Origin of the sequence: Parabacteroides sp. An277, assembly GCF_002159645.1 — a bacterium.
GTDB lineage: Bacteria > Bacteroidota > Bacteroidia > Bacteroidales > Tannerellaceae > Parabacteroides.
In genome coordinates, this window is record NZ_NFJB01000001.1 from 197,698 (window position 1) to 210,827 (window position 13,130).

Below are 13,130 nucleotides of genomic sequence, written 5' to 3' on the forward strand. Positions count from 1 at the left end.
GAAGCTTGCCGGATAGATTCCGACAGGCTTCCGTCATTTTAAAGCGAATCAAAATAAATAAAAACAATATGTTACGAATAGCAGTACAATCAAAAGGACGTCTGTATGACGAGACGATGCAATTGCTGGAAGAGGCAGGTATCAAGTTGAATCGGGGAAAACGCATCCTGCTACTTTCCGCGAAAGATTTCCCAGTAGAAGTCTTGTTCTTGCGTGATGACGATATTCCGCAATCCGTGGCGAATGGTGTGGCGGACGTAGGTATCGTGGGTGAAAACGAATACGTGGAGAAGGGGGAAGAGGCTTTGTTAGTGAAGCGTTTAGGATTTAGTAAATGCCGCCTTTCGTTGGCAATACCTAAAGAAGAAGCGTACGAAGATGTCCGTTGGTTTGAAGGTAAAACGATTGCCACCTCTTATCCGGAGATATTGAAGAAATACTTGGCGGAGAAAGGCGTAAAAGCCGATTTGCACGTCATTACGGGTTCTGTAGAGATTGCACCGGGTATCGGGTTGGCCGATGCGATATTCGACATTGTAAGCTCTGGGAGCACTCTAGTGAGCAATCAGTTGAAGGAGGTGGAAATTGTGATGCAAAGCGAGGCATTGTTGATAGCCCACCCAGGATTACCTGAAGAAAAGAAGGCTATCCTTCAGGAACTCCTTTTCCGCTTCGAAGCCATTCAGATGGCCGAAGGGAAAAAGTACGTCCTCTTGAATGCTCCGGAAGACAAATTAAATGAAATCATTGAAGTGTTACCCGGCATGAAGAGTCCGACCATTACGCCCTTAGCCAATGGAAAATGGGTATCGGTACAATCGGTCATTGCTGAAAAGCATTTCTGGGAGATTATCGGGAAGTTGAAATCCCTCGGGGCGGAAGGCATTTTGGTATTGCCTATTGAAAAAATGATTCTTTAAAAAACAGAACGTATGGAAATTGTAAAATATCCGGAAAGGAAAGATTGGAAAGCGTTGACGAAACGCGCAACATTAGACGTGACGGCCCTCTTTGATACCGTTCGGCGCGTACTGGACGATGTCCGTACGGAGGGTGATGTGGCTCTTCGTCGATACGAGAAGCAATTCGACAAGGTGGATTTAAAGGACTTGCGCGTCTATCCGGAAGAAATCCAAGAGGCGCATGCCTTGGTTCCGGACGAGTTAAAGCATGCCATTCTCCAAGCCAAGCAACATATCGAGACATTCCATGCCGCCCAACGTTTCGAGGGGCAGAAGGTACAAACCGCTCCGGGCGTTATGTGTTGGCAAAAGGCGGTACCCATCGAAAAAGTAGGGTTGTATGTCCCTGGGGGAACGGCCCCGTTATTCTCTACCGTTCTCATGCTGGCAGTGCCGGCACGGATTGCGGGATGCCGGGAGATAGTCCTCTGTACACCCCCGAATGCGGAAGGGAAAATCCATCCCGCCATCCTTTATGCGGCTGATGTGGCGGGAGTCAGTTGCATAGGCAAGGTGGGGGGAAGCCAAGCGATAGCGGCTATGGCCTACGGGACGGAATCCATCCCGAAGGTGTATAAGATATTTGGCCCTGGGAATCAATATGTGACCGCCGCCAAGCAATGGGTAAGCCTCCGGGAAGCGGCTATTGATATGCCGGCTGGTCCCTCGGAGGTGGAGGTCATTGCCGATGGAAACGCTCGTCCGGAATTTATAGCCGCTGATTTTCTTTCGCAAGCTGAGCATGGGGTGGATAGCCAAGCTTTGCTCCTTACTACGGACGAGCATTTGGTATCTCCCGTCGTAGAGGCCATCCAAAAACAACTCGAAGTGCTCCCCCGACGGGAAATTACCGCGAAGGCATTGGAACATAGCCGTATTATCGTTTTGAAAGATTGGGAGGAGATCGTCGACTTCACCAACCTCTATGCTCCGGAACATTTGATTATCCAAACCGATAATTATTCCTATCTGGCCGAACAGGTGCAAAACGCAGGGAGCGTATTTATGGGCCCTTATACGCCGGAGAGCGCAGGGGATTATGCCTCTGGGACGAACCATACGCTCCCGACAAACGGATATGCCCATGCATATAGTGGTGTGAACCTCGATAGCTTTATCAAGAAGATGACTTTCCAAGAGATTACGCCCGATGGAATCGCCCATTTGGGGGATACCATCCGCACGATGGCTGCCCACGAACATTTGGAGGCGCACCGGAATGCTGTGAGCGTCCGTCTGGAGTCGCTGGATAAAACCAGGGGGGATAGATAGGTATTCCCGTCTCCCAATGGGTTTTAGGATAACCGGATAGGTGTTCTTGTCCTAAAAGGGATTTCGGAAGGAAAATAGATAGATATTTAGAAATAAAAAACGTATGAATATAGAAAAGAAATTTGACATAAGTGCGTGGGCGAGGCCGAATATCCGGGAGATGAAACCCTATTCGTCTGCACGGGATGAGTTTCATGGAAGCGCATCAGTATTCTTGGATGCCAACGAGAATCCTTATAACGCGCCCTACAATCGCTATCCCGACCCCATGCAATGGCGCTTGAAAGAGAAGGTAGCCGAGGTGAAGGGCGTCTCCAAAGAGTGCATTTTATTGGGAAATGGGAGCGACGAACCGATTGATTTGATTATGCGAGCCTTTTGCGAACCGGGGCGGGATTCGATTTTGACGCTCGATCCTACGTATGGCATGTACGAGGTGGCGGCTTCCATCAACCAGGTGGCGTGCCGGAAGGTCCGTTTGACACCTGATTTTCAAATCGACCTACCCGCTTTGATGAACGCTATTGATGGGACGGTCAGGGCGATTTACCTCTGTTCACCCAACAATCCGACGGGAAATAGCTTGGATCGGGAATCCATGGATTATGTACTGGAACATTACGAGGGTATAGTTGTAATAGACGAAGCCTATATCGATTTCTCCACCCGGTCATCATTTACCCAAGTGTTGGGCAAGTACCCGAACTTGGTGGTACTCCAGACATTGTCGAAGGCGTGGGGAGCGGCTGGGATTCGCCTGGGAATGGCTTTTGCCTCGCCCGAAATAATTGCCTTGCTCAATAAGATAAAATATCCGTACAACGTTAACCAATTGACGCAAGAGAAGGCATTCGAGCTATTGGAAAACCAGGCGCAAATGCAAGCTCAATTGGCACAAATCCTCTTCGAGAGGGCACGTTTGCAAAAGGAGTTAACCTCCTTGCCTTTAGTGCGAAAAATATATCCGACGGATGCAAACTTCATCTTAGTCGATGTGGGTGATGCAGATTACATCTACCAAAAGCTGGTGGAACGGGGTATTATCGTTCGAAACCGAAACCGGGTGACGCTTTGTGTGGGATGTTTACGGATTACGGTCGGGACGAAGGAGGAGAATGATGCCTTGTTGAATGCCTTAAAAACGATTTGAGATGAAGAAACGCGTGTTATTTATCGACCGAGACGGGACGCTTATCCAAGAGCCTCCTGTAGATTACCAGGTAGATAGCTTGGAGAAGCTGGAATTCTATCCGAAGGTCATCCGGAGCCTCTATTTCATCCGGAAGCATTTGGATTTCGAATTCGTGATGGTCTCGAACCAAGATGGACTGGGAACGCCTTCCTTCCCGGAAGAAACCTTCTGGCCGGCGCACGAGAAAATGTTGAAGACCTTGGAAGGAGAGGGGATTACGTTTGATGCCATCCACATTGATTCCTCTTTTCCCGAAGATAATTCCCCGAACCGCAAGCCGCGGACAGGCATGTTGGGACGGTACTTCTCGGACGAGTACGACTTGGCCAATAGCTATGTGATAGGAGATAGGGAGACGGACATGGAGCTTGCCTGCAATCTAGGTGCAAAGGGCATTTGGCTTCATGAGGCAGAGGAAGGAAATGCATGGGATTTATCCTATCCGCCCGTGTTTGTATCGCCCGATTGGGATCGTATCGCGGAGTATCTCTTTGCAGGAGAACGACATGCCGAAGTACAACGTACGACAAAAGAGACGGATATTTATGTTTCCTTGAATCTCGACGGAAGCGGACGGACGCAAATCGACACGGGACTTGGATTTTTCAACCACATGTTGGAGCAAATCGGAAAACATGCAGGTATTGACTTGATTATAAAGGCGAAGGGAGACCTTGAAGTAGATGAGCACCATACAATAGAGGACACCGGTCTGGCACTCGGCGAAGCCTTGGCTCGTGCATTGGGCGACAAACGGGGCATTGAGCGATATGGCTATACGCTCCCGATGGACGATTGCTTATGTGGCGTGGCGCTGGACTTCGGAGGCCGTCCTTGGCTTGTGTGGGATGCCGACTTTCGCCGGGAGAAGATAGGAGACATGCCGACCGAGATGTTCCCCCATTTCTTTAAGAGCCTGAGTGATTCGGCTCGGATGAACCTGAACATCAAAGCAGAAGGGGAAAATGAACATCATAAAATCGAGGGTATCTTCAAGGCATTCGCCCGCTCGGTGCGGATGGCTATCCGGCGCGATATATATCATTATAATCTTCCCAGTACGAAAGGAATCATTTAAAAAACAAAAGAAGGAGAAATAACAATGGAAATAGTGCAATTTTTGATAGATTTTATCTTGCATATCGACCAGCACATGATCGAAATCGTCCAGAATTACCATACTTGGACGTATGCAATCTTGTTCCTTATCATTTTTTGCGAGACGGGATTGGTGGTTACCCCCTTCTTGCCGGGCGATTCGCTTCTCTTCGTAGCAGGTGCGATATCTGCTTTACCTGGCATCCCACTCAACGTGCACCTCTTGGCCTTGGTGGTGTTCATAGCGGCCGTAGCGGGGGATTCAAGTAATTACGAGATAGGGCACTTCTTTGGAAAAAAGCTATTTAGTAATCCGAATTCGAAAATCTTCAAGCAAAGCTATATCGACAAGACGCACGAATTTTACAAGAAGTACGGAGGGAAAACCATTATCATCGCCCGCTTCGTACCCATTGTGCGGACATTTGCGCCTTTTGTGGCGGGCATGGGAAAGATGCATTATTATTACTTTTTCATGTATAACGTGGTAGGTGGAGCGCTTTGGGTGGCTTTGTTCTGTTATATGGGATATTTCTTTGGAGACCTACCTTTTGTACAAAAGAATTTGAAATTACTCCTCGTGGCAATCATCGTGATATCCATATTACCGGCCGTTATCGAGAGCGTACGTATGAAAATGAAAAGTAAAAGAGCATGAAAAAGAAAACGATAATAGGCATAGGCGTGTGGGCGTGCGTGTCCCTTTTGGGAGGATGCGATAAGATGACGACCGACCTCGAAGGTCAATGGCAATTGAACACGATTGAGGCGGAAGGGGAGGTCCAGCAAGTTGACACGGTTTGGTATAACTTCCAGACTTCCCTCTTTCGATATCAGATATATGCTCCACAAACGGATACCTGGGCGATGGCGTATGGCTATAATACGTATGAAGGGGAAAGACTCTCGCTCCGTTTGTTCATCGACGATTCGAATCCGGATTTCCTCGGACGGACCGATTGGGAGGCCGATACGCGCGATTTCATCGTGGAAGAGGTAGGTGGAAAACGGATGGTCCTCCGTTCAGAGGGAAAGACGTACACCTTCACCAAATATTGAATAAATACCGATGGATATGCGTAAATAGGGTCATATTCATCGACAAATATAAGCATAAACGAAACTAAACATAGGCATAAAAAAGCCGAACGAAAAGAATTAAAGAATTTTTTCAGTAATTATTTGAGGGAAATCTGCCCGAAAACATGAAAAAATCCTTACTTTTGCGGAAAATTACATTAAACAATTTTAGTGATATCATGGCAAATGTGATTACGATTAAAAAGGGTTTAGACATTAATCTGAAGGGGAAGGCTCCCGAAGTGATGCTAAATGGCGGAAAAAGCGCGACATACGCGATTGTTCCGGACTATTTTGATGGCATTACTCCTAAGGTAGTTGTTCGTCCGGGGGATAAAGTCAAAGCCGGTTCTGCATTGATGATAGACAAGAACCGCCCCGAAATCAAGTTCGTTTCACCCGTAAGTGGTGAAGTCATTGCCGTTAATCGTGGAGAAAAGCGCAAGGTCTTGAGCATTGTGGTGAAGCCCGACGCGCAAATCGAATACGAAGATTTCGGCAAGAAGAATGTATCCTCGTTAAGCGCCGAGGAGGTGAAGAGTGCATTGTTGGATGCAGGTATGTGGCCGTTTATCAAACAACGCCCGTACGATATCGTGGCATCCCCAGCGGATACCCCGCGCGATATCTTCGTTACGGCATTCGATTCCGCTCCGTTGGCACCGAACTTCGATTTCCTGGTAAAGGGTCAAGAAGCTGATTTGCAAGCCGGATTAGACGCTTTAGCAAAACTAACTAATGGTAAAGTGTATATGGGTGTAAAGAAAGGTTCGTCCGTCAAGGTGAACGGTATGGAAATGGTCGAATTTGAAGGGCCTCATCCAGCTGGAAACGTAGGCGTACAAATCAACCACATCAAGCCGGTAAACAAGGGTGAAACCGTATGGACGGTTCATGCGACGGATGTAATCCTGATGGGACGCGTATTCAACAAAGGTGTGGCCGATTTTACACGTCTGGTGGCTATTACCGGTTCAGAAACAACTGAACAAGGATATGTGAAGACGTTAGCCGGGTGTACCATCGAAAGCTTGCTTGGCGGAAAAGTCAAGGCAGGCGAACATCTCCGCCTGATTAGCGGGAATGTATTGACAGGACGTAAGGTAAGCATGGAAGATTACTTGGGAGCATACGATTGCCAAGTAACGGTTATCCCAGAGGGGGACGATGTGAATGAGTTCCTTGGATGGGGGCTTCCCGGTTTTGGCAAATATAGCGTAAGCCATTCCTATCCGATGTGGCTCACGGGGCGTAGTAAGGAATATACGTTGGATGCCCGTATCAAGGGTGGAAAACGTGCCATGATCATGTCGAATGAATATGACAAGGTATTCCCCATGGACATCATGCCAGAATATTTGCTGAAGGCCATCATTGCCTTCGATATTGACAAGATGGAAAACTTGGGCATCTACGAGGTAGCTCCAGAAGATTTCGCCTTGTGCGAGTTTGTGGATACGTCGAAGATTGAATTGCAAGATATCGTACGCAACGGTTTGAACTTGTTGTATAAGGAAATGAATTAATAACATTAAAATCATAAAACATTGAAAGCGTTAAGGAATTATCTCGACAAGATTAAGCCTAACTTTGAGGAAGGCGGAAAGCTGGCGATGTTCCGTTCTGTATTTGAAGGATTCGAATCGTTCTTGTTCGTTCCGAATGCCACTTCAAAGACGGGTGTACATATCCACGATAGCATCGATTCGAAGCGTACGATGACCATCGTGATTATAGCCCTTTTGCCGGCTTTGCTTTTTGGTATGTATAATGTCGGTTACCAGCATAACCTGGCGATTAATGCTAATCCGGGTTTCTGGATGACGTTTATTTATGGATTCTTAGCGGTATTGCCTAAGATTATCGTATCGTATGTCGTAGGTTTGGGTATTGAATTTACGGTAGCCCAATGGAAGAAAGAAGAAATCCAAGAAGGTTTCTTGGTATCTGGTATCTTGATTCCGATGATTGTACCGGTAGATACTCCCTTGTGGATGATAGCGGTAGCTACGGCTTTTGCGGTTATTTTTGCCAAAGAGGTTTTTGGTGGAACGGGATATAATATATTTAATGTGGCGTTAGTAACGCGTGCCTTCTTGTTCTTTGCTTATCCTACGGCCATGTCTGGTGACCAAGTATGGGTGCGTACGGCTGATACGTTCGGGCTCGGCGCAGGACAGGTGGTAGATGGGTTCTCGGCCGCTACCCCGCTGGGTATCGCTAAGGTAGCTACTACGGCTACGCCTGATTATCCGTGGAGTTTCAACGATATGGTGATGGGATTTATACCGGGTTCGATTGGAGAAACAAGCGTCATCGCGATTGCAATCGGTGCGGTTATTTTGTTGTTCACGAATATCGCAAGCTGGAAGACGATGTTCTCCGTATTCATTGGTGGCGCCTTGATGGCCATTATCTTCAATGTGGCGGGTCCTGATACGGCTACGGCACACATGCCTTGGTATATGCATTTGGCATTGGGAGGATTCGCTTTTGGTGCGGTCTTCATGGCTACAGACCCTGTTACATCGGCTCGTACGGAGACCGGTAAATATATTTATGGTTTCTTGGTTGGCGCGATGGCGATTATCATCCGCGTATTGAACCCAGGTTATCCAGAAGGAATGATGTTGGCTATCTTGTTGATGAACGTATTTGCTCCGTTGATTGACTATTATGTGGTAGAGTCAAACATCAAACGTCGTTTAAACCGTGTAAAAGTAAAATAAGAAAGGAATATGGCTACAAAGAAATTTAGATGTAAAGTATGTGGCTATGTCCACGAAGGTGATAAGGCTCCTGAAAAGTGCCCCGTATGCCAAGCCCCAGCTTCCGAGTTTGAGGAAATCACCGAAGGGGGCGCTCCGGCCAAGAAGGGAATGGATCGCAATAGTAACGCCTATACAATTATCTATTCAGCCGTTATGGTGATATTGGTAGCAGTAGGTTTGGCGGTTACGTCCCAATCCTTGCGCCCATTCCAGAAGGCCAACGAAGATAACGACAAGCGTTTGCAGATTCTTCGCTCGATTAATGTAACCGTAACGGCCAATGAAGCGGAAGCGAAGTATAATGAATTGATTACAGATGCCTTCTTAATCAATGAAAATGGAGAGAAGGTAGGGGATGCTTCCGATGCCTTCGCTGGTGAGAAGGAGGGTTTCCCTGTATTCGTAGCTACCACCCCCGAAGGAACGAAGTACATCATGGCGTTGCATGGGTCTGGTTTATGGGGAGCCCTTTGGGGATATATCTCCGTAAATGATGATAAAAACACCGTGTTTGGAGCGGACTTCAGCCATGCGGGTGAAACTCCGGGTTTAGGAGCAGAAATCGCTACGCCTGGGTTTAGTGCTAAATTCAAGGGGAAGAAGCTCTTCCAGGATGGGGAGTTCAAGTCTATCGCCGTAGTGAAGCCGGGTAAGAGCGCGGAAGGCCAAGATTACGTAGACGGCATTTCCGGAGGAACAATTACCAGCCAAGGGGTTAGCCGTATGCTATTCGATAGCTTGAATAGTTATGTTAAATTTTTAACGTCGCAAAATTAATCGAAAATGGGATTATTGTCTAATAAGAATAAAGAAGTTTTAGCAGGCCCGTTAAGCATCAACAACCCGGTCATCGTGCAGATGTTGGGTATTTGTTCCGCGCTGGCGGTTACGTCGAAATTGGAACCTGCTATCGTGATGGGCATATCGGTAACGGTCGTAGTTGCCTTTGCCAACGTGATTATTTCGCTCTTGCGTAATACGATTCCGAATCGTATCCGTATCATCGTCCAGCTGGTGGTTTGCGCCGCGTTGGTGACGATTGTGAGCGAGGTATTGAAAGCCTTCGCATACGATGTGAACAAGCAGCTCTCCGTTTATGTCGGTTTGATTATTACGAACTGTATCTTGATGGGACGTTTGGAAGCATTTGCTTTGGGTAACGGCCCGTGGGAATCATTCTTAGATGGTGTGGGCAATGGCTTGGGATATGCTATCATTTTGATTATCGTAGGTTTCGTACGCGAGTTGTTCGGTTCAGGAACTTTGTTAGGTTTCCAGGTTATCCCGCAAGCGTTCTATGATATGGGTTATGTAAACAACGGTTTGGTTATCTTGCCTCCAATGGCATTGATTATCATTGCGTTGATAGTATGGTATCATCGTTCTCGGAATAAAGAACTCCAGGAAAATTAATCATTTAAACATGTATCAGAATGGAAGAGTTATTTAGTACATTTGTCCGCTCGATTTTCTCCGATAATATGATATTCACATACTATTTGGGTATGTGTTCTTTCCTGGCTGTATCAAAGAATGTAAAGACAGCCCTTGGATTGGGTATCGCGGTTACGTTCATTTTGACGTGTACGCTCCCTATCAATTATATGCTTGAAAATTACGTATTGAAAGAAGGCGCCTTGCAATGGCTTGGTCCGGAATATGCCGAGGTCAATTTGAGTTTCTTGGCACTCCTTATCTTCATCGCTATCATTGCGGCTTTCACGCAATTGGTGGAAATGGTGGTAGAGAAGTTCTCTCCTTCGCTTTATGCTTCGTTGGGTATCTTCTTGCCTTTGATTGCGGTGAATTGCGCCATCTTGGGCGGTTCGTTGTTCATGCAGCAAAGAGCGTTCCCGAACGTAGGTGTGGCTACGGTTTACGGCTTAGGGTCGGGTATCGGTTGGATGTTGGCCATCGTGGGCATGGCGGCTATTCGCGAGAAATTGGCCTATTCTAATGTGCCTAAACCTTTGAAGGGCCTGGGTATTACGTTTATCATCACGAGTTTGATGGGTATTGCCTTTATGTGCTTCTCGGGTTTGAAGATTTAAGTTTAACGCATTAAAAGATTAGCAAAGATATGATTTTATTAATGTCTGGCACACTCACGATTATCAGTGGCACCATTGTTTTCTTGGTGGTGACTATGATACTGGTAGGTGCGTTGTTGTATGCCAAAGCAAAATTGGTTCCGTCGGGCAATGTCAAGCTGACGGTAAATGGAGAGAAAGAAATCGATGTCCCCATTGGCGGGACGTTGTTGGGCTCGCTGCAAGCGGGTGGCGTATTCTTGTCTTCGGCTTGTGGAGGCGGTGGTAAATGTGGCCAATGCCGTGCACAAGTATTGGAAGGTGGAGGTGAAATCCTCCCGACGGAAAAGGTCTTCTTCTCGCGTAAGCAACAAAAAGAGCATTGGCGCTTGGCTTGTCAAACGAAAGTGAAAGAGGACATGCAAGTAAAGGTTCCGGAAGAGGTTCTGGGCGTGAAAGAATACGAATGCGAGGTGATTTCGAATAAGAACGTGGCTACGTTCATCAAGGAGTTCATCGTGCAGCTCCCGAAGGGTGCACACATGGACTTTATCCCGGGTTCGTATGCCCAGATTAAGATTCCGACATTCGAAATGGATTATGACAAGGACATCGACAAGGATATGATTGGCAAGGAATACCTCCCGGCGTGGGAGAAGTTCGGCCTCTTCGGGTTGAAGTGTAAGAACACTGAACCGACCATCCGTGCTTATTCTATGGCCAACTATCCGGCCGAGGGAGACCGCTTCATGCTGACGGTACGTATCGCGACACCTCCGTTCAAGCCGAAACCCCAAGTAGGTTTCATGGACGTGATGCCGGGTATCGCTTCTTCCTACATCTTTACGCTCAAACCGGGCGACAAGGTGCTGATGAGCGGCCCTTACGGAGATTTCCACCCGATATTCGATTCGAAGCGCGAGATGATGTGGATTGGTGGTGGTGCCGGTATGGCTCCGCTCCGTGCGCAAATCATGCACATGACAAAGACACTCCACACGACAGACCGCAAGATGTCTTACTTCTACGGTGCGCGCGCATTGAACGAGGTATTCTACCTGAACGACTTCCTCGAGTTGGAGAAGGAGTTCCCGAACTTCTCGTTCCACCTTGCGCTTGACCGCCCCGACCCTGCGGCTGATGCAGCGGGCGTGAAGTATACGCCGGGATTCGTCCATCAGGTTATTTACAATACCTACCTGAAGGATCACGAGGCTCCGGAAGACATCGAATACTACATGTGTGGTCCGGGCCCGATGTCGAAGGCCGTCGAAGGCATGTTGGATAGCTTGGGCGTCCCGATGGAGATGCTCCACTACGACAACTTCGGAGGTTGATGATTAGGAACGTCATTTATTTTTTTATGATTATAGGGGAGGTCTGTGCGTGAGCATCGGCCTTCTTTTTTTTTGGAGAAAATGTAATATTCATGCAGCATTTTGCGTTGTATTTACATCAACCTTGATATAATAACTAAAAGTAGCATCTTATATGAAACCATTGATTATATCATTTTTTGCAGGATTGCTGGTGTATTCCTTATGCTTCGATCAGCAAGAGGGTTCGAAAGGCACGGAGTATGAGTTTGGATTAGGCAAGGTGCAACCGGCTTACGAGCCGCATACTTCCGCCCTTCCTACGCCGGCCGATACCTCTGTTTACTTTATCTCTTCCAGTAAGAAGATTTGAAAGGAGGAAGAATGGGATTTTCATTCTTCAGAGCCCATCGTTCTCTGTTTTTTTTGTCTCAGACCAGAAGCGCGGAAGCCCGGGTAGGAACCGGCAGGAGCCTGTTTCATAATCCATCTGGCAACAAAGGAGCCGCCGCCCGTTGCTCACCACGAGATAGGTAGCATGGAGCGCTTCGTTGTAGCGCATGATTTGGCGAAATACCTCTTCGCCCAGTTCGACCGTAGGCGCCTTGTATTCGATTACCATCCAAGGACGTGAATAGGGGTCGAAGACGACCGTGTCGCACCGCTTCGTGGTACGGTAGAGCCGGAGGGTGACTTCGTTCGCAATAGCCCCGCGGGGGTACCCCATCCCATCCGTCAGGTACCGGACGAATTGCTGGCGTACCCACTCTTCGGGCGTAAGGGCAACATATTTCCGACGTATCGCGTCGAATACCCACCGCCGTCCGTCCCGCTCTGCCACCTTGAGGTCGTACAACGGGAGCCCGTTTGTTTTTTCCTGTATTCCTGCCATATCCATTTATCGTTATACCATCTGCCAAACAAGCCTGTATTTGCGCGCGGATATAGGCTTATTTCCATGTTGCAAAGGTACGCATCGTTCGCTCCTCCCTCAAATTTTGAGGGGTGTTAAGGAGTGAAATTCTGTTAAAATCTTCATTCTTTTTTCTTTGATGAAAAGAACCCATGTTTTCTTCGTTCTTTTGGCTTGACCCAAAAGAACCAAAAGGTCAAGGCTTACACTCCAGCGGCTACAAATTCACGGCGCGGAGCTAAAATCTCGGAAAACTCGCTTCGCTCAAACAGCCGAGATTTTTTAACGCTCCACCCCGGAATTTGCTTTACGCCGCTTCCGTTAGGCCAATCCAATTAATAATGGACAATGGATAATGGGAGGGTGTGTCATAAATAAGAAAATGTGATCTGAAAGTAACTGAAAGGAGCTGTGTCAAATGCTATCTGAAAAGCTCCCCTGCTCGTAGGGGAGCTGGCGAAGCGATAGCTGAGACTGAGGGGTTAAATCTCTCATA

Annotated in this window: 14 protein-coding genes; 13 read left to right on the plus strand and 1 reads right to left on the minus strand. The window is 47.5% G+C overall.

The annotated features are described in order from the left end of the window. The first annotated feature begins 68 nt into the window (after window positions 1-68). The 13 genes from hisG (at window position 69) to B5F77_RS15505 (ending at window position 12,094) form a co-directional block, all read left to right on the plus strand. Complete coding sequence (gene hisG / locus B5F77_RS00885; protein ID WP_087326222.1) at window positions 69-920, plus strand: ATP phosphoribosyltransferase; 852 nt, start codon at window positions 69-71, stop codon at window positions 918-920. Between the two features lie 12 nt (window positions 921-932). Continuing rightward, a complete protein-coding gene (hisD, locus tag B5F77_RS00890) occupies window positions 933-2,234 on the plus strand; it encodes a histidinol dehydrogenase (RefSeq protein WP_087326224.1) in 1,302 nt (433 codons plus the stop codon). A gap of 103 nt (window positions 2,235-2,337) precedes the next feature. Beyond that, window positions 2,338-3,384: a histidinol-phosphate transaminase gene (gene hisC / locus B5F77_RS00895; protein WP_087326226.1), complete on the plus strand. Its 1,047-nt coding sequence runs from the start codon at window positions 2,338-2,340 to the stop codon at window positions 3,382-3,384. A 1-nt stretch (window position 3,385) separates the two neighbouring features. After that, complete coding sequence (gene hisB, locus B5F77_RS00900) at window positions 3,386-4,504, plus strand: bifunctional histidinol-phosphatase/imidazoleglycerol-phosphate dehydratase HisB (RefSeq protein ID WP_087326228.1); 1,119 nt, start codon at window positions 3,386-3,388, stop codon at window positions 4,502-4,504. Between the two features lie 33 nt (window positions 4,505-4,537). Next, entirely contained in the window at window positions 4,538-5,182 is a 645-nt protein-coding gene (locus B5F77_RS00905; protein WP_087326302.1) for a DedA family protein, read from the plus strand. Continuing rightward, complete coding sequence (locus B5F77_RS00910) at window positions 5,179-5,583, plus strand: lipocalin-like domain-containing protein (RefSeq protein ID WP_087326230.1); 405 nt, start codon at window positions 5,179-5,181, stop codon at window positions 5,581-5,583. The genes B5F77_RS00905 and B5F77_RS00910 overlap by 4 nt, the downstream gene beginning before the upstream one ends. Before the next feature lie 200 nt (window positions 5,584-5,783). Next, window positions 5,784-7,130, plus strand: a complete 1,347-nt coding sequence (locus B5F77_RS00915) for a Na(+)-translocating NADH-quinone reductase subunit A (RefSeq protein ID WP_087326232.1) — start codon at window positions 5,784-5,786, stop codon at window positions 7,128-7,130. Window positions 7,131-7,151: 21 nt separating this feature from the next. Beyond that, complete coding sequence (locus B5F77_RS00920; RefSeq protein WP_087326234.1) at window positions 7,152-8,333, plus strand: NADH:ubiquinone reductase (Na(+)-transporting) subunit B; 1,182 nt, start codon at window positions 7,152-7,154, stop codon at window positions 8,331-8,333. Between the two features lie 9 nt (window positions 8,334-8,342). After that, window positions 8,343-9,152, plus strand: coding sequence for an NADH:ubiquinone reductase (Na(+)-transporting) subunit C (gene nqrC, locus B5F77_RS00925; protein WP_087326236.1), 810 nt, complete (start codon window positions 8,343-8,345; stop codon window positions 9,150-9,152). Window positions 9,153-9,158: 6 nt separating this feature from the next. Further along, window positions 9,159-9,788, plus strand: a complete 630-nt coding sequence (locus tag B5F77_RS00930; RefSeq protein WP_087326238.1) for an NADH:ubiquinone reductase (Na(+)-transporting) subunit D — start codon at window positions 9,159-9,161, stop codon at window positions 9,786-9,788. 20 nt (window positions 9,789-9,808) lie between these two features. Beyond that, window positions 9,809-10,426, plus strand: a complete 618-nt coding sequence (nqrE, locus tag B5F77_RS00935; RefSeq protein WP_087326240.1) for an NADH:ubiquinone reductase (Na(+)-transporting) subunit E — start codon at window positions 9,809-9,811, stop codon at window positions 10,424-10,426. Window positions 10,427-10,455: 29 nt separating this feature from the next. Next, entirely contained in the window at window positions 10,456-11,742 is a 1,287-nt protein-coding gene (gene nqrF / locus B5F77_RS00940; RefSeq protein ID WP_087326242.1) for an NADH:ubiquinone reductase (Na(+)-transporting) subunit F, read from the plus strand. Between the two features lie 154 nt (window positions 11,743-11,896). Beyond that, window positions 11,897-12,094, plus strand: a complete 198-nt coding sequence (locus B5F77_RS15505) for a hypothetical protein (protein WP_140392784.1) — start codon at window positions 11,897-11,899, stop codon at window positions 12,092-12,094. 27 nt (window positions 12,095-12,121) lie between these two features. Here B5F77_RS15505 and B5F77_RS00945 read toward each other — a convergent pair whose 3' ends face one another. Then, a complete protein-coding gene (locus B5F77_RS00945; RefSeq protein ID WP_087326305.1) occupies window positions 12,122-12,613 on the minus strand; it encodes a type I restriction enzyme HsdR N-terminal domain-containing protein in 492 nt (163 codons plus the stop codon). Between the last annotated feature and the right edge of the window lie 517 nt (window positions 12,614-13,130).

What these genes read in the sequence shown, in the direction of transcription:
- hisG (WP_087326222.1), top strand. Translation starts at nt 69, where the DNA reads ATGTTACGAATAGCAGTACAATCAAAAGGACGTCTGTATGACGAGACG.
- hisD (WP_087326224.1), top strand. Translation starts at nt 933, where the DNA reads ATGGAAATTGTAAAATATCCGGAAAGGAAAGATTGGAAAGCGTTGACG.
- hisC (WP_087326226.1), top strand. Translation starts at nt 2,338, where the DNA reads ATGAATATAGAAAAGAAATTTGACATAAGTGCGTGGGCGAGGCCGAAT.
- hisB (WP_087326228.1), top strand. Translation starts at nt 3,386, where the DNA reads ATGAAGAAACGCGTGTTATTTATCGACCGAGACGGGACGCTTATCCAA.
- B5F77_RS00910 (WP_087326230.1), top strand. Translation starts at nt 5,179, where the DNA reads ATGAAAAAGAAAACGATAATAGGCATAGGCGTGTGGGCGTGCGTGTCC.
- B5F77_RS00915 (WP_087326232.1), top strand. Translation starts at nt 5,784, where the DNA reads ATGGCAAATGTGATTACGATTAAAAAGGGTTTAGACATTAATCTGAAG.
- nqrC (WP_087326236.1), top strand. Translation starts at nt 8,343, where the DNA reads ATGGCTACAAAGAAATTTAGATGTAAAGTATGTGGCTATGTCCACGAA.
- B5F77_RS00930 (WP_087326238.1), top strand. Translation starts at nt 9,159, where the DNA reads ATGGGATTATTGTCTAATAAGAATAAAGAAGTTTTAGCAGGCCCGTTA.
- nqrE (WP_087326240.1), top strand. Translation starts at nt 9,809, where the DNA reads ATGGAAGAGTTATTTAGTACATTTGTCCGCTCGATTTTCTCCGATAAT.
- nqrF (WP_087326242.1), top strand. Translation starts at nt 10,456, where the DNA reads ATGATTTTATTAATGTCTGGCACACTCACGATTATCAGTGGCACCATT.
- B5F77_RS15505 (WP_140392784.1), top strand. Translation starts at nt 11,897, where the DNA reads ATGAAACCATTGATTATATCATTTTTTGCAGGATTGCTGGTGTATTCC.
- B5F77_RS00945 (WP_087326305.1), bottom strand. Translation starts at nt 12,613, where the DNA reads ATGGCAGGAATACAGGAAAAAACAAACGGGCTCCCGTTGTACGACCTC.